22 protein-coding genes are annotated in these 20186 nt (G+C 63.7%); 9 read left to right on the forward strand and 13 right to left on the reverse strand.

Annotated features, from left to right (window positions below):
• Positions 1 to 5 precede the first annotated feature (5 nt).
• The 3 genes from KF827_RS01360 (at position 6) to KF827_RS01370 (ending at position 3875) form a co-directional block, all read left to right on the forward strand.
• The gene (locus tag KF827_RS01360; protein WP_290998680.1) at positions 6 to 1115 is read left to right on the forward strand and encodes a hypothetical protein; all 1110 of its coding nucleotides are present in this window, start codon (positions 6 to 8) and stop codon (positions 1113 to 1115) included.
• On the forward strand, positions 1112 to 2536 hold the full coding sequence (locus tag KF827_RS01365) for a hypothetical protein (protein WP_290998683.1): 1425 nt from the start codon (positions 1112 to 1114) through the stop codon (positions 2534 to 2536). The genes KF827_RS01360 and KF827_RS01365 overlap by 4 nt, the downstream gene beginning before the upstream one ends.
• Positions 2537 to 2627: 91 nt before the next feature.
• Positions 2628 to 3875, forward strand: a complete 1248-nt coding sequence (locus tag KF827_RS01370) for a pentapeptide repeat-containing protein (protein ID WP_290998688.1) — start codon at positions 2628 to 2630, stop codon at positions 3873 to 3875.
• A 220-nt stretch (positions 3876 to 4095) separates the two neighbouring features.
• On the opposite strand, the gene KF827_RS01375 is transcribed toward KF827_RS01370, so the two are convergent.
• The 3 genes from KF827_RS01375 to KF827_RS01385 are packed head-to-tail and all read right to left on the reverse strand — an operon-like array spanning position 4096 to position 5421.
• A complete protein-coding gene (locus KF827_RS01375) occupies positions 4096 to 4287 on the reverse strand; it encodes a hypothetical protein (protein WP_290998691.1) in 192 nt (63 codons plus the stop codon).
• Positions 4288 to 4318: 31 nt separating this feature from the next.
• A complete protein-coding gene (locus KF827_RS01380; protein ID WP_290998700.1) occupies positions 4319 to 5023 on the reverse strand; it encodes a cation transporter in 705 nt (234 codons plus the stop codon).
• A complete protein-coding gene (locus KF827_RS01385; protein ID WP_290998703.1) occupies positions 5020 to 5421 on the reverse strand; it encodes a metalloregulator ArsR/SmtB family transcription factor in 402 nt (133 codons plus the stop codon). Before KF827_RS01385 ends, KF827_RS01380 begins: the two co-directional genes overlap by 4 nt.
• Before the next feature lie 282 nt (positions 5422 to 5703).
• Between KF827_RS01385 and KF827_RS01390 the strand changes: the two genes are divergently transcribed.
• From KF827_RS01390 to KF827_RS01400, 3 genes are read left to right on the forward strand one after another with little or no spacing between them, the layout of a single operon-like run.
• The gene (locus tag KF827_RS01390; protein WP_290998707.1) at positions 5704 to 6678 is read left to right on the forward strand and encodes a hypothetical protein; all 975 of its coding nucleotides are present in this window, start codon (positions 5704 to 5706) and stop codon (positions 6676 to 6678) included.
• Between the two features lie 2 nt (positions 6679 to 6680).
• On the forward strand, positions 6681 to 7373 hold the full coding sequence (locus tag KF827_RS01395; RefSeq protein ID WP_290998713.1) for an SDR family oxidoreductase: 693 nt from the start codon (positions 6681 to 6683) through the stop codon (positions 7371 to 7373).
• Complete coding sequence (locus KF827_RS01400; protein WP_290998716.1) at positions 7370 to 8122, forward strand: SDR family oxidoreductase; 753 nt, start codon at positions 7370 to 7372, stop codon at positions 8120 to 8122. The genes KF827_RS01395 and KF827_RS01400 overlap by 4 nt, the downstream gene beginning before the upstream one ends.
• Here KF827_RS01400 and KF827_RS01405 read toward each other — a convergent pair.
• The 3 genes from KF827_RS01405 to KF827_RS01415 form a co-directional block, all read right to left on the reverse strand.
• Positions 8106 to 8495 (reverse strand): hypothetical protein, encoded by a 390-nt coding sequence (locus KF827_RS01405; protein WP_290998719.1) that lies wholly within the window; start codon positions 8493 to 8495, stop codon positions 8106 to 8108. The two genes, KF827_RS01400 and KF827_RS01405, sit on opposite strands and share 17 nt — an antisense overlap.
• 5 nt (positions 8496 to 8500) lie before the next feature.
• On the reverse strand, positions 8501 to 9025 hold the full coding sequence (locus tag KF827_RS01410; RefSeq protein WP_290998722.1) for an N-acetyltransferase: 525 nt from the start codon (positions 9023 to 9025) through the stop codon (positions 8501 to 8503).
• 225 nt (positions 9026 to 9250) lie between these two features.
• Positions 9251 to 10240: a LysR family transcriptional regulator gene (locus tag KF827_RS01415; protein WP_290998725.1), complete on the reverse strand. Its 990-nt coding sequence runs from the start codon at positions 10238 to 10240 to the stop codon at positions 9251 to 9253.
• 129 nt (positions 10241 to 10369) lie between these two features.
• Here KF827_RS01415 and wrbA point away from each other — a divergent pair, with 129 nt between their 5' ends.
• Both wrbA and KF827_RS01425 read left to right on the forward strand, forming a co-directional pair.
• Positions 10370 to 10969, forward strand: a complete 600-nt coding sequence (gene wrbA, locus KF827_RS01420) for an NAD(P)H:quinone oxidoreductase (protein ID WP_290998731.1) — start codon at positions 10370 to 10372, stop codon at positions 10967 to 10969.
• A 79-nt stretch (positions 10970 to 11048) separates the two neighbouring features.
• Positions 11049 to 11804, forward strand: a complete 756-nt coding sequence (locus tag KF827_RS01425; RefSeq protein ID WP_290998734.1) for a pirin family protein — start codon at positions 11049 to 11051, stop codon at positions 11802 to 11804.
• Between the two features lie 111 nt (positions 11805 to 11915).
• Here KF827_RS01425 and KF827_RS01430 read toward each other — a convergent pair whose 3' ends face one another.
• From KF827_RS01430 to KF827_RS01460, 7 genes are all read right to left on the reverse strand, one after another.
• Positions 11916 to 12524, reverse strand: a complete 609-nt coding sequence (locus KF827_RS01430; protein ID WP_290998737.1) for a Fic family protein — start codon at positions 12522 to 12524, stop codon at positions 11916 to 11918.
• Positions 12524 to 12724 carry a hypothetical protein gene (locus KF827_RS01435; RefSeq protein WP_290998742.1) on the reverse strand — a complete coding sequence of 67 codons (201 nt, stop codon included), beginning with the start codon at positions 12722 to 12724 and terminating at the stop codon, positions 12524 to 12526. The genes KF827_RS01430 and KF827_RS01435 overlap by 1 nt, the downstream gene beginning before the upstream one ends.
• 103 nt (positions 12725 to 12827) lie before the next feature.
• Positions 12828 to 14471: an isovaleryl-CoA dehydrogenase gene (locus KF827_RS01440; protein WP_290998745.1), complete on the reverse strand. Its 1644-nt coding sequence runs from the start codon at positions 14469 to 14471 to the stop codon at positions 12828 to 12830.
• 178 nt (positions 14472 to 14649) lie between these two features.
• Positions 14650 to 14892: a hypothetical protein gene (locus tag KF827_RS01445; protein ID WP_290998748.1), complete on the reverse strand. Its 243-nt coding sequence runs from the start codon at positions 14890 to 14892 to the stop codon at positions 14650 to 14652.
• Between the two features lie 213 nt (positions 14893 to 15105).
• On the reverse strand, positions 15106 to 16413 hold the full coding sequence (locus KF827_RS01450; RefSeq protein ID WP_290998751.1) for a tetratricopeptide repeat protein: 1308 nt from the start codon (positions 16411 to 16413) through the stop codon (positions 15106 to 15108).
• Positions 16414 to 16416: 3 nt separating this feature from the next.
• Positions 16417 to 17910 (reverse strand): M81 family metallopeptidase, encoded by a 1494-nt coding sequence (locus KF827_RS01455; RefSeq protein WP_290998754.1) that lies wholly within the window; start codon positions 17908 to 17910, stop codon positions 16417 to 16419.
• A 142-nt stretch (positions 17911 to 18052) separates the two neighbouring features.
• Entirely contained in the window at positions 18053 to 18784 is a 732-nt protein-coding gene (locus KF827_RS01460; protein ID WP_290998760.1) for a Bax inhibitor-1/YccA family protein, read from the reverse strand.
• Between the two features lie 204 nt (positions 18785 to 18988).
• On the opposite strand from KF827_RS01460, the gene KF827_RS01465 reads away from it, so the two are divergent.
• A complete protein-coding gene (locus KF827_RS01465) occupies positions 18989 to 20185 on the forward strand; it encodes a Bcr/CflA family multidrug efflux MFS transporter (protein WP_290998764.1) in 1197 nt (398 codons plus the stop codon).
• Position 20186 lies beyond the last annotated feature (1 nt).

Raw genomic sequence — 20186 nt, forward strand, 5'->3', positions numbered from 1 at the left:
AAGGAATGAATTTTCCCAAAGGTGCCGGCTCGCAGTTTCAGCCGACGAAATTCGAGGAACGCGGTACGGCGGTGGCTTTCACCACGCCCGCGCTGAGCCAGGCGCGTGTCCGCAAGGATAGCCGCGACCAGCTCGAACTCACGGTTTCGTCATTCTCGGGCGTGAAAGGCAATTATGTCATCCGCTGGAAGGACGTGGCGGAAATCTTCTCCCTCTCGATGCATGACCGGGAGTTGCATGAGGTCATCCTGAAGGCCAATTCCTGCCTGCCGCCGCAGGTGCGGCATGCCATTCTGGAAGTGGCCAAGGGCGGCCTGGCCGGGCCGGAAGCGCAAAAATCCGCCGAGGAAGCGCTGGCCGAGGAAGAAAACGAAGCCCTGCTCACCCGGTTTTTCCTGTTCAAGGGCTCGCTGGAGCGCATGACCGGCGGCCAGGTGAATCTGAAGGTGGCGGATTTCGTGGCCCCCAGCGGCCGCGAGCGGGTGAAGGCGGCGATGACCGATGTTGCCCATCGCATGCATGTGCAAACCCAGGTTCTGTATGACCGGCTGGAGCAATGGGGCTCGCTGATCGCGCCGCTGGGCCTCAACGGCATGTCGAAGGAATGCCGCCTGCGCCGCATCATCAATCAGATTGCGATGCTGGAAAACACCATGACCAGCTGGAGCGCCGAGGATAAGTCCGAGGCATCCGAACTGGCGGTGCCGATTGCCCGCATGGCCGGCTATACCGCCGATTACGCCAAGGAGATCATGGCCTCGGCGCTGCGTCCGGTGGAGGTGCCGGAGAAGGTGCTATTCAACTGGGAGAAGGCCAGCGCGCTGATCCAGGTGGATCTCGAGAGGTTGTGGTGGACCGTCGATGGTTGGGAATTCGTGCTGCTGTTGTGGGCCGATGCCCAGGAGCGCGATCGTGACAGCCAACGCGCCGCGGTAACGGAAATTTATCGAGTTCTGCCCATTATTCCCGAGAAAGAGGTGGCGAATCGCCCCAAAGCCAAGGCCATGCAGGAGAATTCGCGCCTGCAGGTACGCGCGCTCGAAGGTTGGAACAGCGGTATGCTCGATATCGAGATGATGCGGCGGGTGGAGACCACCAAGAAGAGGCGGATATGACCGATCTGGCCTCCGAACTGCGCGATATCGAACGCAAGCTGTTCGAAATCCCCGACGAAAAGGTGGCGCAGCTCACCATGCTGATCGAGCGCTCGCGCGCGGTGGTGATGTCGGCTGCCATGGCCAATGCCGCGCTCGGCACGCTGCGCCCGCGCCTTACCAAGACGCGCCCGCCGCGCTATCTCACCCTGCAGCGGGTATTCTGCCATCCTTTCGAAGACCTGCTGGTCCCGTCCGAAACCGATAAGCAATTCGCCCGCATCGCCCGCCGTTCGCTGACGCCGGTCTGGGATTTCCTCATCGCGCGCCTCGATCAGGCCGCCGTGAAGGAACTCGAAGCCGCTCTGCGCGCGGCGCCGTCGCCCGAGATGGGCCTGCATGCCGATCCGCGCATTCCGCGCCTGGGCCCGAAATTCTGGGAGATCAGCGCCAAGCTGCTGCGCGCCGAACTGGCCAAGGCCGAAGCCGATGCCGCACAGCGCGATGAAATCATCCATGAACTGGGCGGCGAAGCGGTGCTGGCCGATCTGGTGGATATCGTGGCGGTGCTGGAACTGGCGTTGCCGCTGCAGGAATTGCGCGAGGAATTGTCGCCCAAGCCGGTGGGGCGCCTGCTCGAAACCCAGGTCGAGGCGATCAAGCTGGCCTATACCGGTCTGCTCGAGGCCGGCACGGCCAATCCGGGCCATCTTATCGCCGTGGTGATCGCCCGCCTGTCCGATGGTTTTCAGGCGCTGCCGATTTTCGATGGGATGGGCGAAGTGGCCACCGGCATCGAAGGCATGTCGCCCGGCAAATTCGCCCGCGCCATGCTGTCGGGCGATTGCAAGCGCTTCCTCAGCAATGTCAGCAAGGCCGACCCGGAAAAGGTGTCCGATGCCGGCGTGGCGGACATGGTGGGCGATTTCGCCAATCTGCTGAGCCGCCTGAAGAATGACGGCATGGCCGAGGGCGCGGAAAAGGAAATCCAGGCCGCCACCCAGCAGCTCAAGCATATGGTGAAGTCGAATGTGCTGGGCGGTATCGATGGCAAGGTGATGGGCGGCGTCAGCGCCGTGCTGAGCGCGCCGCCGGCGGAAGAGGCTGCCGATCCCGAAGCCGCCAAGCAGGCGGTGTTCGATGCCAAGCTGGAAGCCGAGAACCGGGTCTATGCCTTGCAACGTGTGGCAAAGGTTGCTGGCGAGATAGGCGCGGAGAAGGATATAGCCGGCGCCTTGAAGGAACTGACCGGGCAGATCGAAAGCACCGGCGCCACATTGATCAACGACATAAAAAGCGGCAAGCTGAATGCCGAGGGCAAGGATGCGGCGAAAACCAAGCTGTTTGCCGCGCTGCGCATGCTCGAGCTGGTGGCCGGCAGCAACGCCGCAACCAAGCTGATGAAAGACGGATTGGCGGCAATCGCACGCATGCCCGGCTGACAGCATCCAATCAGGATGACCATGCCGGGTGATGCCGGCGGATGTCGTGATGCCGGGTGCCGTCAGGTGCCTGGCGGGGAGCGGATAAGCCATGAGTGGCGGGATCGGCAGCAGCCGCAAGAAGCTGAGCCATGCCGAGATGGCGCAAGTCATCAAGGCGCATGAGAATTACCGCAAGGGCGTGATGGGTGGCCGGCGCGCCATGCTCGGCTTCCACGATCTATCCGGCCTGATCTTTTCCGGCGCCAATCTTTCCGATGCCGATTTCACCGGCGCGGTGCTGTATGGCGCCAAGCTGATGGAATGCAATTTCGATCGCGCGGTGTTTTTCGGCGCCGATCTGCGCGAGGCGGATCTCACTGCGGCCAGCCTGGTGCGCGCCGATCTGCGCGGCGCCAGCCTGCATGGCGCCAATCTCACCAAGGCCAATCTGTTCGATGCCGATCTGCGCGATGGCATGATCGCCGAGCGCGACAAGCACGGCAACATCCACGCCATGCAGCATATGGATGTCGGCCCGGCCGAAATGCCCGGCGCCAAAATGGCCGGCGCCAATCTCAGCAATGCCAAGATGGCCGGCGCCGTGGCCTCGCATACCGATTTCACCGATGCCATCATGGTGGGCGCCAATCTGGTGCGCGCCAATCTGTCGAATGCCAATCTCACCGGGGCCAATCTTTCGGGGGCCGATCTTTCGGGCGCGTCCTTGAAGGGTGCTTCGCTCACCAACGCGGTGATCACCGGCGCCAAGATGCAGATGGCCGATATGAGCGGCGCCAAAACCGAAGGCATGCTGGGCGACAAGCCGGCCGGCAAACCGCTGGAGGATCTGGGCATGACGCCGGAAGAGGCGCTGCGCCAGCATGCATTGTGGGTTACCAGCGGCGGCAAGGAAGGCGTACTCACGGATTTTTCCGGCTATGACCTGCGCAAGTTGGGCAATCTCTACAAGGCCCTGCTGGTCGGGCTGGTGGCCAACAAGGCGGTGTTCTTCGGCCTCAACATGGAAGCCGTGCTGATGCAGGGCGCCAAGCTCGCCGAGGCCGACATGCGCTCGGCCAAGCTTTCGAATGCCGATCTGCGCGGCAGCAATCTCAAGGGCGCCAAGCTGGCCTATGCCGATCTGCGCGATGCCAATCTGGCCGCCCTGGTGGTGGGGCCGGAGCGTTACTTCGGTGTGAATCTGGAAGGCGCCAATCTGCGGCGCGCCGATCTGCGCGGCGCCAAGTTCAACCGCGCCAACCTGCGCGGCGCCGACCTTACCGAAGCGGAATTATTCGGCGCCGACTTTTCCGATGCCGATCTGGATGGTGCTATCGGCTATAAGCCGCAGGGGTAGAGGTTATTGCCGGTGAATCCGGCCCCTACTAATCCGGCGCGCTAGTCTCACCAAATGCCATCACCCTCGGATTTATTACGAGGGTGCATGCTTTAGCAGCACGGCTACCCGATGATGAATGCCCGTAACACGTCCGGGCATGACGTAAGCGCGGGCGCATGAAAAAAGCGCGAGACAGGCCCGCGCTTTATTGCCATCCCGTTTCCAGTTGGGTGTCGGATCAGGCCAGCACGTCCACGCTGCCGCCGACACCGCTGGCCAGGGCGCCGAGGCTCTGGCTCATTGCGGCCGAAATCTGCTGCAGGTTGGCCAGCGCCTGGGTTTGGGCGGTGGAGGGTGTGTTCACACTGCCCAGGCCGCTCGAGGATGAGTAGGCGGGGGCAGAAGATGTGGCAGAGCCGATGCTTCCCATGCGGGCGATCCTTCAATCTGGTGCGAACAGCCTAATCGCCATGGCCGATGCCGGCAACAGGGTTGGTGTGGCCTGGGTGTGACGGCTGCTGCATTTCCTGCCGCAATTCCCCCCAGGCCTGCCGGGTCACCTGAGCCGCTGACCAGATCGCCAGCACGGCCATGAAGCTGGCCACTGCCAGATCCGGCCAGCCATTGCCCAGCAGATACACCGCGCCGGCCGCTGCCATCACCAGCACATTGCCGATGGCATCGTTGCGGGTGCAGAGCCAGACCGCGCGCATGTTGCTGTCGCCTGTGCGGAAGCGATACAGCACCAGTGCCGAAGCCAGATTGGCCAGCAGGGCCAGCAGGCCGATGGCGCCCATGGTGGCCGGCTCGGGCAGGGTGCCGCGCCAGAGATGCAGGCCCACGATGAACAGCACGCCCAGGCCGAACAGGCCCATGCTGGCCGCCTTCACCAGGGCGGCGCGGGCGCGCCAGGCCAGCGACAGGCTCAGCACCGCCAGGCTGAGGCCGTAATTGGCGGCATCGCCCAGAAAGTCGGCGGAATCCGCCAGCAGCGAGGCCGAGCCGGCAGCCAGGCCGGCGCCGATCTCGATGGCGAACATGGCGGCATTCAGGCCCAGTGCGATCCACAATGCCTTGCGCGCGCCGGGTTGGCTGGCATCGTGGTGATGCGAATGGCCCCCATGCCCATGATCATGCCCGTGATGATGTCCGCAGGTGGCGCTCATGATTGGCTCTCCTGGTGCGAATGGGGTTCATCCAGATGTTCGATCATGTCGGCCAGCATATGGCGCACATGGTCGTCGGCGGCCTGATACAGTACGCGCTTGCCCTGGCGTTCGGTCTTCACCAGCCGCGCGGCCTTCAGCAGCCGCAGATGATGGCTGGCGGCTTGCGGGCTTTGGTTGCAATAGGCGGCGAGTTCGCTGGCCGCCCATGGTTGATCCAGGCAGGCCAGCAGCAGCGATAGCCGCGAGGGATCGCCCAGCAGCCGGAAAACCTCCGCCAGTTGCTCCCGTTTGGCGGGGTTGGGCAGAGTGGGGCCCGAGGAAGAGGAAATAGAGCCCTGGGAAGTGGGGCTATGTGTGGGGTTGGCGGCTTGCACGCGCCTTGCTATATCGGCCATGGTTATCATTTCAATCATCATTTAATTGTTTAAACGTTTAAGTCAAGCCGGTTGCTTAAAAATCTGGCGGCGGTACCGGGAAACCGTTAGTGTGCCAATGAAAACAACGAGTTCCGCTGTTTATCCGGTCGCTTTTGGCCCCAATGCCGCCCTGACATGGTGTTGTTCGTGGAGTGTTTCACGTGAAACACGTAACTGTTCGCCCGGTGTTTCACGTGAAACACCCTGCTTTTCGTCCGGTGTTTCATGTGAAACACCCTTTGCTCCGGCTGGGCTGACGCCATGAGTCCCGTGGTTTGGTTTTTCGATTTCATCGGCAAGCATGCCACTCGGTTCATGTTCGTGGGCGTGCTGGCCGGGCTGGCCTTGCCGTGGTTTGCCGAGCTGCTCAAGCCGGCCTTCACGGTGCTGCTGCTGGTGCCGTTGATCCTGGCGTTGATGCGGATCGACTGGCTGGCCTTTCGCGCCTATGCCCGGCGGCCGTTTCTGATCCTGGCCATCCTGGTCTTTCTGCAACTGGTCTGTCCGGTGCTGCTGCTGGGGGCGTTGCAGCCTTTCGGCCTGCCGTTGCCATTGGTCAGCGCCATGGTGCTGATGGCGGCCGCGCCGCCGATCATATCGGCCGCCGCGATCTCGCTGATCCTGGGGCTGGATGCGGCGCTGGCGGTGATCGTGATCATCCTGAGCACCGCGCTGGTGCCGCTCACCCTGCCGCCGCTGGCGCTGCTGCTGCTGAATATGCAGCTGGATGTGTCGCTGGTGGAATTCATGGGCCGGCTGGCGCTGCTGGTGGGCATTGCCTTTGCGGCGGCCTTGCTGCTGCGGGCCATCACCAGCGATGCCTGGCGCGCGCGCAACAAGCGCATGATGGATGGCCTGGCGGTGTTCAATCTGGTGCTGTTCGCCATTGCCATCATGGCCGGCGTTACCGACAAGATGATGACCGCGCCGGGCTATGTGGCGCTCACCACCTTCTGCGCCTTCGCCGCCAACCTGGCGCTGCAGGCCCTGGGCTTCGGCTTCGGCAAGCTGGTGCTGCGGCTTGGCAATCCGGCGGCTGCCACGCTGGGCCTGGCGGCCGGCAATTGCAATATGGGCCTGGTGATGGTGGCGCTGGGCGACAAGGCGGAATTCGACATGGTTGTGTTCTTCGCCATGGGCCAGTTGCCGATGTATATGCTGCCAGGATTGCTTTATCCGGTGTATAAACGCTTGGCGCAGACCGCTCCCCCAGTGCCCCGTTCGGAGATCCCTTGACCATGCCCACGCTTTTCCTTTCCGGTGCCAATCGCGGCATCGGCCTCGAACTCGCCAAGGTTTATGCCGCCGATGGCTGGACCATCATCGCCACCGCGCGCGCACCGGAAACCGCCACCGCGCTTACCGCGCTGGCCGCTGAATACCAGGGCCGCATCACCATCGAGCGGCTGGACGTGAACGACGATGCGGCGGTGGATGCCGTGGCTGCCAAGCATGCCGGCCATGCCATCGATCTGCTGATCAACAATGCCGGGATTTCCGGCGGCAACGATCCGGCGCTCGCAATCGGCGATTTCAATAGCTTTCGCCGGGTGCTGGCCACCAACGCGGTGGCGCCGATGAAGGTGACCCTGGCTCTGTTGCCGGCGCTGAAGCTGGCCAGCAATCCGAAGATATTCACCATCTCCAGCCGGCTCGGCTCGATCGGCCTCAGCAATGGCGGCAAATACGCCTATCGCGCCTCCAAGGCGGCGGTGAATGCCGCCATGCATGCCCTGGCCATCGATCTCAAGCCGCTGGGCATCACTTGCGCCGTGGCGCATCCGGGCTGGGTGCGCACCGATATGGGCGGCAGCGGCGCCGACATCTCGGTGCAGGAAAGCGTGGCCGGCCTCAAGCAGGTGGCGGATAAGCTGACCTTTGCCGATACCGGCAAGTTCTTCAATTACACCGGCGAGGAACTGGCCTGGTGAGTCGCAGCATCCTCATCACCGGCGCCGGTCGCGGCATCGGCGCACAGGCAGCCATCCTGGCGGGTCGGCGCGGCTGGTCGGTGGCGGTGAATTACCGCGAGAATGCCAATGCGGCCGCCGCCACGGTTGCGGCTGTGCAGCAGGCCGGCGGCAAGGCGAAAGCCATTCAGGGCGATGTGGCGAACGAAGCCGATGTGCTGGCGATGTTCGATGCCGCCGAGGCAGCTTTCGCGGAAATGGGCGCCGGCACGCTCGATGGCGTGGTGGTGAATGCCGGCATCGTGGCGCCGAAAGCCAGCGTGGCCGAAATGGATGCCGCGCGCCTGAAGCATGTGTTCGACACCAATATCCTCGGCGCTTTTCTCTGTGCGCGCGAAGCGGCGCGTCGGCTGCCCGGCAGGGCCGGCGCCGGCATCGTATTGATTTCCTCGATTGCGGCGCGTCTCGGCTCGCCCGGCGAATATGTGGATTACGCCGCCTCCAAGGCCGCCGTGGATACGCTGGGGCTTGGGTTGGCCAAGGAACTGGCGCCGCTGGGCGTGCGGGTGAATGTGCTGCGGCCCGGTTTGATCGATACCGAGATCCATGCTTCCGGCGGTCAGCCCGGTCGCGCCCAGCGGCTGGGCAAGACCGTGCCTTTGGGCCGCGAAGGCCGGCCCGAGGAAATCGCCGAGGGCATCATCTGGCTGCTGGACGATGCGTCCAGTTATGTGGTGGGCGCCATGCTGGATATCAGCGGCGGCCGCTGAGCAGCTTTGCCGCCGCATCGCGCACGCTCATGCCTGCGCCGATGCCCTGTGCAACGCCCAGGCTGTTGCAGGCGGTGACGATGCCATTCTGCCAACCATCCAACGCCTCGCCGATGCGGGCCGAGCGGTGGCTATAGGCGATGGCGACGATGCCGGCCTGTGCCAATGGCTCCAGCCCCGAGAGGCCGGCATCATCCTTGCCGCCGCCGGCATCGTTGAAGAAGGCGGCCAGCGGCGGATGCGCCAGCGCGTAAGCCGTGGCCGAAGCGCCGCCATGGGAGCCGGCCACCACCACGCCGCCGCGATCCTGCGGCTGGATTTCGGTGATGCTGTCGATCAGCGCCACGCCGGATTGCGGCGAGGGATGCCGCATGCGGATCAGGCTGCCTTGCGGCGCGTGCGGCTGCCGGGCGGCTTGCCGATCATGCCGCTCACGCCTTGCAGCGCGCCGGGGGCAAGCTCCATCACCTGGAAACGCTCGGGGTCCACCCAGCCGGGCAGTTCCAGGCCATATGCCGGCGCATTCACGAAGCCGAAGGGTTCGTAATACGGCTTGTCGCCCACCAATACGCACAGCTTGTGGCCCTGGCGCGTGGCGGCATAGAGGCTGTGGCGGATCAGCGCCCGGCCGATGCCCTGGCCCTGGTAATCCGGATGCACCGCCACCGGGCCCAGCAACACCGCAGGCGCGGCAGCAGATCCGATGCTGATCGGCCAATAGCGGATCGAGCCGAGCAGCTTGGCTTCACTGTCGCGCACGGCGAAGCTCAGCGCCTTGATCGGCGCCACGCCCTCGCGCAGCCGATACACTGTCTTGGCGCTGCGATCCGGACCGAAGGTCAGATCGAGAAGGGTTTCGAGCTGGGCGGCGTCCTGCGGCCGCTCGCTGGAAATGGGGAACATGAGATTGCTTCCTGGCACAAGATCGGAGACCAAAACCAAGGACGGGGCGGCTTTCGCCTTCCGTCCAGACGGTCGGTTGCTCATGTGCATCGAAGGAAGCTGGCTTGCGAGGTGGGGCGAGGATGCCTGGCTTCAGCGCACACGAAGAACCGCCGTGCGCCGCTTTCGTACTTGCGGCGCAACACGGGACGGTCGTCGGTGTTGCCAAAGGCAGGTCATGGTCGTCTAGGTCCTCTGCGAACGGCGCTTCTTTAGCATGTTCGCCGGAGCCGGTAAACCGCTTTCCGCGACTTTCTGCCGCAGGTGAATCCAGCGGCAATCCCAGGGCGTGTCGATCCCGCCGGCATTGAACCGCGTGGCCAGGAAATCGATGAAGGCGCGCAGCTTGGGCGTCATATGCCGCCCGGCCGGGTAGACCGCATGCACGCCGCTATCGGGCAGGCGGTATTCCTCCAGCAGCGGCACCAGGGCACCATCGGCCAGATCGTTGCCGCACAGGAAGCTGGGCAACCGCACGATGCCAAGGCCGCCGCGCGCCGCTTGCAGCAGCACGTCGCCGTTATTGGCGCGCATCGGGCCGTTTACCCGCACCGCGCTGCCATCGCTGAAGCGCCAGATATCGGGCTCGGGCAGATATGTGTAGATCAGGCAATGATGCCATTTCAGCTCGTCGGGCGTTTTGGGGGCGCCGAAGCGTTCGATATAGCTGGGTGCGGCGCAGACCACGCCGCGGATCGGCGCCAGGCGCCGCGCCGCCAGGGTGGAATCGCGCAGGTCGCCGATACGGATCGCCACATCCACATCCTCTTCCAGCAGGTCCACACGGCGGTCGTTGAGGCTCACCTCCACGCGCAATTCGGGATAGGCGGCCAGGAATTCCGGCAGCAGCGGCGCCACATGGCTCAGCCCGAAACTCATCGGCATGTTCACCCGCAGCAGGCCGCGCGGCGCGGTTTGCAGATTCTGCACGGCAGCCTCGGCGGCCTGGGCCTCGGCCAGCGCGCGCTCGGCATGGTCCAGCACCACCCGGCCGGTCTCGGTCAGGGTCAGGCGCCGGGTGGTGCGGGTCAGCAGCCGGCTGCCCAGCCGGGCCTCCAGCCGCGCCACCTGCTTGGAAACGGCGGATTTGGACAGCCGCAGGCTTTCAGCGGCGGCGGTGAAACTGCCCTGTTCCGCCACCCGGGCGAAGACCGTCAGGTCGTTGAGAAGGTCCATGGATATTGTTCTCTATAGGAAACAATGTAATTCCTAATGCGATATTGTTTCTTTTTCAAGGATGGTTACCTTCACCCCCGGAACAACTCAATCCCGGACCGCAAGGTTCAATCCAAGGAGACCAAGACGATGACCAAGGTGCTGGTTCTGTATCATTCCATGTATGGCCATATCGAAGCCTTCGCCCAGGCCGTGGCGGAAGGCGCCAAGAGCGCCGGCGCCGAGGTGACGGTGAAGCGCGTGCCCGAGACCATGCCCGAAGCGGCCTTCAAGGCGGCTGGCGGCAAGTGGGACCAGGCCGCTCCGGTGGCCGATCCGAGCGAACTGGCGAATTACGACGCCATCATCTTCGGCACCCCCACCCGTTTCGGCAACATGACTGGCCAGATGCGGACTTTCCTGGATCAGACCGGTGGTTTGTGGATGAAGGGCGCGCTGGCCGGCAAGGTCGGCAGCGTGTTCGTGTCCACCGGCACCGGCGGCGGCAACGAAACCACCCTGTCCAGCTTCCACACCACCTTGTTCCATCATGGCATGGTGGTGGTGGGCATGCCCTACGGCATCCCGGAGACGATGGATATTTCCGAACCGCGCGGCGGCAGCCCGCTGGGTGCCGGCATGCTGGCTGGCCCGGATGGGTCGCGTTCGGCCAGCGCGAAGGAACTCGCCATGGCCCGCTTCCAGGGCAAGCATGTGGCCGGCATCGCCGCCAAGCTGGCTGCCAAGTAACCGATGAAGAGGTAACGACAAGCGCTGTCCGGGTGCCGGTATCGTACCGGGCCCGGACGGTTCGCAAAGGAGATGTGCCATGACCGCAGCAACTGCAAAAGTTGAAAAGACCACCCATGTGATTCCGTTCGACCGTTTGGGCCGCTATGGCGCCGACTGGCTCGACAGCCGCTTCCACTTCAATTTCTCGGGCGTGGCGGCACCGATGGGTTTCAGCTTCGGCCCGCTGCGGGTGTGGAACGACGACACCATCAAGCCGCATAGCGGTTTTCCGATGCATGGCCACCGCGACATGGAGATCATCACCTATGTGCGGCGCGGCGCCATCACCCACGAGGACAACCTCGGCAATCGCGGTCGCACGCCGGCCGGCGATGTGCAGGTGATGTCTGCCGGCACCGGCATCATGCATGCGGAATGGAATGAAGAGAACGAACCCACCCATCTGTTCCAGATCTGGGTGGAGCCGCGCCAGGCCAACCTGAAGCCGCGTTGGGCGCAGGCGCAGTTTCCGCGCGATGATCGCGCCGGCAAGCTGCTGCCCCTGGCCAGCGGCGAGGAAGCCATCCGCACGGCCAATCCCGAAGCCTTGCTGATCCATCAGGATGCCACGCTGTATGGCGCCATGCTGAAGGCAGGCAATGGCGTGCGGCATGAATTGCCGGAAGGCCGCATCGCCTATGTGGTGCTGGCCGATGGCGATGCCACAGTGAATGGCGAGGCGCTGAAAACCCGCGATGGCGCGGCGGTATTCCATACCGATGCGCTGGATATCGCCACCAAGAACGGCGCCGAAATCCTGCTGTTCGACCTGCCGCATCCGCAGGGGCGGTAAATCCAACCGTCATGCCCGGACTTGTTCCGGGCATCCATCGTTACCCGGCTTTGCCGTGTCAGGCATGGACCCCCGCAACAAGTGCGGGGGTGACGGCTTTTTTTGTTTTATCTACGCCCCAGGCCAGCCTATGCCGCCGGCCAGCAAGCTTCTTAATTCTTGCTGTAGCGGCTGATAATTTTTGTGAAAGCTTGCAACCATAGCCGGCATGAAACTCTGCGCGTTGATCATTTCCAACCGCAGGGGATGATCCGCCTTGGTGGCGATAAGGTCGAGAAATGTGAGTTGTATGCGCCCGTTGCCTTCGCGAAAGGGATGGATGGCATTCAGTTCACCAAGAAATATCGCTGCCTTTTCAACGAAGATATTTTCATCCAGGTCGCGCAGGAAGCTGTCGCCCCGTAATTGATCGAAAAGCGCATTCATCTGCTGCCGGATATGCTCTGGAAAACAGAACCAGTTGCCGCCCTTCGCCGTGCGTATGGTGCGATAATGCCCCGCCCAGGCATAAACATCCCGGAACAGGTGGCGATGGATATTGCGATAGTGAGTGGAGCTGAAGCGGCCTGACGGCAGCGGCTCTTCCGCCCGCAGACTGCTCAATTCAAGCTCGGCTGCTTCGAGTTGCGCCGGATCGCGCAGGCCCAGCCGATTACGCAGCGTATTTGTGCCTCTATAAAGGTACGGGTCTTCGAAGGCATCATATGCCCCGAATGGCATCAGCCTCCGAGGCGCTTGTAGGCCGTTATGATTTCCTGCCGGCGTTCGTCTTGGCTCAGGCGTCGCGTTTCAGCCTGATCGCGCCGGTTGCGGCCAGCGGTATTCAGTGTCAGGCCTTCCACGGCCGATATGGCAGCAAACTTCCTGGCCCCCAGAATATGGGGCGTGTTTTTCGCCGTATGTTTCGACTTTGCTGTCATGAGACAAATCTAGCCGAAAATGCGGCCCGCAGCCAGTGCGAAGGCGGCCAGTTTAAGCTCCAGGCCAGCTTATGTCACAGGCCAGCCTATGCCGCCGGCCAGCTTACGCCCCAGGCCTGGCCCGGTCCGCAATCGCGCGCAGGTCGATGCCCTTCGGCAGGGTGCCGAAGGCGTGGCCCCAATCGCCGGCCAGGCGCGAGGCGATGAAGCCTTCAGCCACCGCTGTGGGCGAACCTTGCACCAGCAGCGCGCCCTGCAGGGTCAGCATCATGCGTTCCACCACGCGGCGGGCGCGGGTTTCGATATCCTGCACATCCGCAAATTCCGCTTTCAGCCCGGCAATCGCGGCGTCCAGCCGCTTGTCGGCGCCGCTGGCAGATTCGATCTCCTGTAACAGCACATCCAGCGCGTCGCTGGATTTCATCAAGGCGCGCAATACGTCGAGGCACATCACATTGCCCGAGCCTTCCCAGATCGAGTTGAGCGGAATCTCCTTGTAGAGCATGCCCATCGGGCCTTCATCCACATAGCCGTTGCCGCCCAGCACCTCCATCGCTTCCACCACCGCCATCGGTGCGCGTTTGCACACCCAGTATTTAACCGCCGGCGTGCAAAGCCGGCGGAAGGCGGCTTCGGCCGGGTCGCTGTCGGCGCGATCGAAGGCGCGCGCCAGGCGTAGGGCCAGAATAGTGGCGGCTTCGGATTCCAAGGCCAGATCGGCGACAACGTTGGTCATCAGCGGCTGGTCGATCAGATGGCGCTGGAAGGCGCGGCGGTGATAGGCATGGTGCAGCGCCTGCGCCACAGCGCCGCGCAACTGGCCGGCGGATCCCAATGCGCAATCCAGCCGCGTATAGGTGCCCATCTCGATGATGGTGGGCACGCCGCGGCCTTCCTCGCCCAGCAACCTGCCCCAGGCGCCTTGGAATTCCACTTCGGATGAAGCGTTCGACTTGTTGCCGACCTTATCCTTCAGGCGCTGCACGCGGATAGCGTTGCGTGTGCCGTCGGGTTTGAAACGCGGCACGAAAAAGCAGCTCAAACCGCCCGGCGCCTGGGCCAACACCAGATGCGCATCGCATTGCGGCGCCGAGAAGAACCATTTATGGCCGGTGATGATAAACCCGCCGGTGCCATCCGGTTCGGCCCGCGTGGTATTGGCGCGCACATCCGAGCCGCCCTGCTTCTCGGTCATGCCCATGCCGATCAGCACCGAGGTTTTTTCCGGCATCGGCGCGGAGCGTTTGTCGTAGCGGCGGTCGTAAATCTTCGGCAACCAGTCCTTGGCCAGCGTGGCATCGCGGCGGATGGCGGGCACCGAGCCGTAGGTCATGGTGGTGGGGCATTGGCTGCCGGGCTCGATCTGCGCATGCATGATATAGGCGGCCCCGCGCGCCACATGGGCGCCGTCGCGCGGCTCGGCCCAGGGCGCGCTATGCAGGCCCTGGCCGATGATCAGATCCATGATCTGATGCCAGGCGGGATGGAATTCGATTTCGTCGCGGCGATGGCCGAAGCGGTCGAAGGGCTGGAATTGCGGCGGGAATTTATGCGCCAGCCGGCCGGCCTCGATGGTTTCCGGTGCGCCCAGCCTGCGGCCATAGGCAGAAAGATCCTCAGCCGCCCAATCGGCGCCGAAGCGGCGCGCGGCATCGCTCAAAGCACGGTCGCCGGCAAACAGGTCATGGCCTTCCAGCGGCGGCGGCTGGTTGAAGACTTCATGGGTTTCGAATGGATTGGCGCTCATGGCTGCCTCCTGATCTCCCTAGTGAGAGGGAGTTTATCCGGCGGGCGGCACAAGGAAAGCCTGTCGTGGCGTCAAACCAGGGGGGCGTCAAACCAGGGGCGGCAGCCTGGAAACAAAAAAAGCCCCCGCCGGGTTTCCCCGGGCGAGGGCTCGTTTGCTCGGAACCGAAAGGGCCGGATCAGGCCTTCTTCACGGCCTTCTTCGGCGCCTTCTTGGCGGCGGTCTTCTTTTCGCCAGACTTCTTGGCGGCAGTCTTTTTCTTGGCATCTGCCTTCTTGGCAGTGGCCTTCTTGGCGGGAGCGGTCTGCTGCGCCTGGGCGGGGGCGCTCAGGATCGGAGCGGCGGCAAAGCTGAGCAGGCCGGCAACCGCAAAGGCGGCGGCCAACGATTTCAGAGAGGTGGTCATGCTGCGGATCAACATAGGAGCGTTTCCTGTGCTCGGTGCTGCATATCCCAGGCGATGGCCCGAGTTGCATCGCGCTGATCTCGCGCTCATACCGAGAATCCGTCAAGCGAATCGCAAAAACCCGCCTGGATCGCGGGGTTTTGTCGCTACAATTTCGAGTCGAGTGGCGCGAATCGAATCAAGCGGCCCGATTCGCAGCTTTGCGCTCCACCGATTCGGCTTTGGTGCCTAGGCAATTCTGGCCAATTCGCGGCGATGCCGGGCCACGTCCGGGCGGGCGGCGAGGCGGGCCTGCAGGTCTGGCCGGATGGTGTCGAAAGCGCCAGCGCGATAACCGGCTTCCAGCCACAGCCAGTGGAATAGGTCGCGCTGGGCATGGGAGCCGCCGATCTCCTGGCAGCGCGGCAGGCCCTGGCCGAGCTGGCGGAAGGCTTCCGGCCAATTCTCGTCACCATAGGCCAGGATGCCCCGACCCAAGGGCAGGGCCACTTCGCGCCAGGCACCGCCGCCAGGCTTGCCGGTGCGGGCGCGGGCATGCTCGGCCATCGAGCCGAGCAATTCGGTGGCTGAGGCCTCGCGGCCGGCGCGCACCAGGCCGAGCAGGTAATGCAGGTCCAAAAACGGCTCCACATGTTCATGCAGGCGACCGGCAAGGTATTGCGCCACATCCTGCCAGCGGTCGCCCACATCCAGGCCGACGAATTCCAGCCGCGCCAGCAGGCTGACGGCGTTCACCTGATCCTGGCTGTATTCCTTCCACACGCCCCAGACATGTTCGTCGAACAGCCGCAGGGCGCGTTCGGGGTCGTCGCTATCCATGGCGAACAGCGCCAGATGCCACCAATTATGGGTGAGCATGAAGCTGTTGCAGCCGGCCCATGTATCGGAATGTTCGGCCATGAAGCTGGCGCCTTCGCGCACGCGGCCCTGCGCTTCCATCACATGCGCCACCGCGTGATGCGCCCAGGGCTCGGCGCGCTGCATGGCGATGGCGTGCCGCGCGGCGGCCTCGGCTTCCGCCAGGCGGTTATTCTCTTCCAGCGCAAAGGCCAGCATGCCGTGGAAATACGGCGAATCCTCGCATCCGGCGCGGGCGGCCTCGGCCAGCCGCAGCATGGCCGGATGGTCGCCGAGATGGAATTGATGCACCTGGCCCAGTTTCATCGCCGCGATATCGGCGGGGAATAGCCGCACGATTTCCTCGGCTGCCGCAATCGCCGCCGGGATATCGTCGGCCCACCATTGGCGCACCAGTTCGTACCACAGCTTTTCGCGCGGCAGGGCCTGCGCCAGATTGGCTTCGGCGCGGGCCAGAAAGGGCGCGGCATTGGCCACCGCATCGCCGGTCTGCATGAATAAGTGCAGCGCGGCGGCCTTGGCATTCACCAGTACCTGGTCGGGCGTTGCCTTGGCGGCATCGAAGATCGCCCCGGCGGTGACGCCATAGGAGATGAAGCTCTCCACGAAGGTATCGATGCCGGCGATGGCGGCCGGATCGTCGGTGCTTAAGGCAAGGCCGCGCCTGTCGGTTCCCATCGGTCAGGTCCAGTCGTTCAACCGATCCAGCGGATAGATCGGGCGGCGCACATGCTTGTAATCCAGCTTGGTGTTGTCGGACGTGGTAACGCCAACGCCATCCAGGGTGAAGGTGGCCTTGGCCAGCGGCGCGAAGCCGGCACGGTAATGGATGCGGGATTTCAGCAGCACATAACGCTTGGCGGCGGGATCGATGCCCACCGAGGTGAACACGCCGATATCCCAGGGTTCGTGATGGCGGGATACCACCACGATCTGCATGCCGCCGGTCTCGAACACCGCCGTCGGCCCCATCATCACCTTGTAGCCGTTATACATCGGGCCGCGCACGATCCATTCGCCGTCCGTCAATGTGCGCACCCGGCCGGTGAGGCGTAAAGGCTCGCCCTTTTCGCCGATCGAGGGCAGGTTTGTCTTGCCGCCGAGATCGATGGTGATCTCGGCGCCCACGCCGGCCTTCTGCATCTGCGCCACGGCTTCCGGATCCCAGACCGCACCTACGGCCACGTCTTCCAGGCCCTGGCGCAGCACTTCGGCGATTACGGTCATCACATCCTGGCTGCCGCCCGAGCCGCAATTATCGGCATGATCCAGCAGGATCACCGGGCCGCCGAGATTTTGGCCGGTGGCGATCTGCCTGGCTTCGGCCACGCTCTCCTTCAGGTCGCGGTGTTTGTAGATATGCTGGTCGCGCACCTGCCAGATGCCATCGGCGATGCGTTGCGCCGCGGCATCGGCAGCAGTGAAATCCTCGCCCACGGTAATCACGGCGGTGCCGACATCATGGATATCGGCCAGTGCGAAGCTGCCGAACACGGTGGCGGCTACCAGCCCCTTGGCTTCCTCTTCACGGCAAGCATGGATGGCGCTTTTCATCGGCTCGTCGTCGGTGCCCTGGCACAGCGTCTGCGACATCAGCGGCAGCTTGCGCCAGGCCATCGCCGGCGCCGGTTTGTTGCCCAGGATGAAATCCATCACCCGGGTGCCGATTTGGCGCGACACGATATCCATGTCTACATGCGGATAGGTTTTGTAGCCGATCAGGCCGGTGCAGTTCTTCACCATCTTTTCGGTGAGGTTGCAATGCAGGTCGAGTGTGACGGCGATGGGCAGGTTGGGTGCGATGGCGCGGATACGCTCCAGCAGCGTGCCTTCGCCATCCTCGGTTTCTTCCGTCACCATGGCGCCATGCAGATCCAGCAGGCAGCCATCGCAGCCCTTGGCCACGGCTTCCAGGATCGGATCGGATAGCCGCTTATAGGCATCGGCGGTTACCCGGCCGCCCGGCATCGCCTCGGCTGCCATGGGCAGTACTACCTCCGCCTTGGCCTGGCGGGCCAGATCGAGATAAACGCCCAGCGGCATGTTGGTTTTGCCATAGGCCTCGATGGCGGCTTGGCCGGTATAGACGCCCCAGGCCTCGAACCGCGCCCAATCGGTGACGATGGGAGAGAAGGTGTTGGTCTCATGCTTCATCATCGCAAGGACAAGCTTCATGGCGGCGAACGGGGCTCCGGCTGTTTTCGTTTGCAAGCGTATGAAAGCATAGCGCCGGGTGGCGGCCCGGTAAAAGGGCCAGAAAAGCAAAAAGCCCCGGGTTTCCCCGGGGCTTCCGCAACTGGGCGGCTGATTCAGCCGATCATTCGTTCTTCTGGCCGAACAGGCTGAGCAGGGCCATGAAGATATTGAGGAAGTTCAGGTAGAGGCTGACCGCGCCGAACACCGCCTGCTTGGTCTGGATATCGGCCGGGTCGCCCTCGTAGAATTCGCTCTTGATGCGCTGGGTGTCGAAGGCGGTGAGGCCGGTGAACACCAGCACGGTGATCGCCGAGATCGCCATCTGCAGCACGCTGGAACCCAGGAAGATGTTCACGATGCTGGCAATCACCAGGCCGATCACACCCATGAACAGGAAGCTGCCCATGCCGGTGAGGTCGCGCTTGGTGGTGTAGCCCCACAGGCTCATGGCACCGAACATCGCGGCGGTGATGAAGAAGATGCGCATGATCGAGGCGCCGGTATAGACCATGAAGATCGTGGAGATCGACAGGCCCATGGTGGCCACGAAAGCCCAGTACAGGCCCTGGACCGCAGTGGCCGACAGCTTGTTGACGCCGAAGCTCATCACCAGCAGCAGGCCGAGCGGGGCCAGCATCACCACGAAGGCGAGGCCGCTGCCGAAAATGGTCTGCATCAGGGCCGGGCTGGACGACACCGCCAGAGCGACGATGCCGGACAATGCCAGGCCGGAGCCCATCAGGTTGTAGACACGCAGCATGTAGCTGCGCAGCGCCTGATCGATGACGGCGGTATCGACCGAGCTGGCACCGTAACCGAAGCGGGCGCGCGGTTGATTGAAAGGTGTGGACATAGCTTCTCTGGCCTCCTTGCCGGGTCTGAGCGGCGCAATGCGCGCCATCTTTATGTCTCGAAGTGGTATATTGGAGGTAACGACCGGGATTTCAAGCCGAATTGCCCCCGCTATCTGCGGTTATCCTGTTCACAAGGCTGTCAGACTCCCGGCTTTGATATATAAATAGCGCGGAGCGTGGATTAACCGCGCCGGAGCCCTCCCATGAAGCCTGAATCCACCGCCCCAGCCAATCTCGGGCGCATAACGCTTATTCTCGGCGCGCTGACCGCATTCACGCCGCTGGCCATCGACATGTATCTGCCGGCATTGCCGGCGATGGAAGCGCAGTTTTCCGCCGCTCCCGGGCAGGTGCAATTCACCTTGGCACTGTATTTCATCGGCCTTGCGCTGGGGCAGGTCGTGTTCGGTCCGCTATCCGACCGCTATGGCCGGCTGAAGCCGCTTTTTGCCGGCTGCGTGATATTCGTGCTGGCATCCCTGGCCTGCGCGCTGGCGCCCGATGTGGAAACTCTGTCGGTCTTGCGATTCGTGCAGGCTTTGGGTGGATCGTCCAGCATGGTGGTGGCGCGTGCCATGGTGCGCGACATCTATCCGCCGCGCGAGGTGGCGCGGGCGTTTTCGCTGCTGATGCTGGTGCTGGGCGTGGCGCCGATCCTGGCGCCGATGCTGGGCAGCTACATGCTGATCTGGTTCGGCTGGCAGGCGATTTTCCTCACCCTGGCGCTGGTCAGCGCCGTGGTGCTGGTGCCGGCCTGGCTGCTGCTGAAGGAAAGCCATCCCGGCCCCTACAAGCCGCTCACGCTGGGCGGCGTGCTGGGGGCTTATGGCAAGCTGCTGGTGGATCGCAATTTCCTGGGCTACACGCTGGCCTCGGGGCTGCCCACGGCGGGCATGTTTGCCTATATCGCCGGCTCGCCGTTTCTGTTCATCCAGGTTTATGGCCTCGACCCGCAGCATTATGGCTGGCTGTTCGGCGCCAATGCGGTGGGCATGATCGCGGCCTCGCAGATCAACCGCACGCTGCTCAAGCGGTTCAGCCCGGAAAGCATGATCCCGCCGCTGGGCCTGTTCCAGGCCGCCGTCACCGCGGTGTTCCTGGCGGCGGTGTGGATCGAGCCGGCCTCGGTCTGGCTGTTGATCGTGCCGCTGTTCTTCGTGATGGCGCCGCAGGGCATGCTGATGCCCAATGGCGGCGCGGCGGCGCTGAGCGGCGTGGGCCAGGGCGTGGGCACGGCCTCGGCGCTGATCGGCATTCTGCAATTCGCCATGGGCGGCATCAGCAGCGCGCTGGTAGGCGCCCTGGCCGACGGCACCGGCCGGCCGATGGCGCTGATCATGCTGGTCGGCACCTTCGGCGGCTGGCTGGCCCGGGCGTTGCTGGTGAAGCCGCGCAGTTGAT

The organism is Ferrovibrio sp. (genome assembly GCF_019636075.1).
GTDB lineage: Bacteria > Pseudomonadota > Alphaproteobacteria > Ferrovibrionales > Ferrovibrionaceae > Ferrovibrio.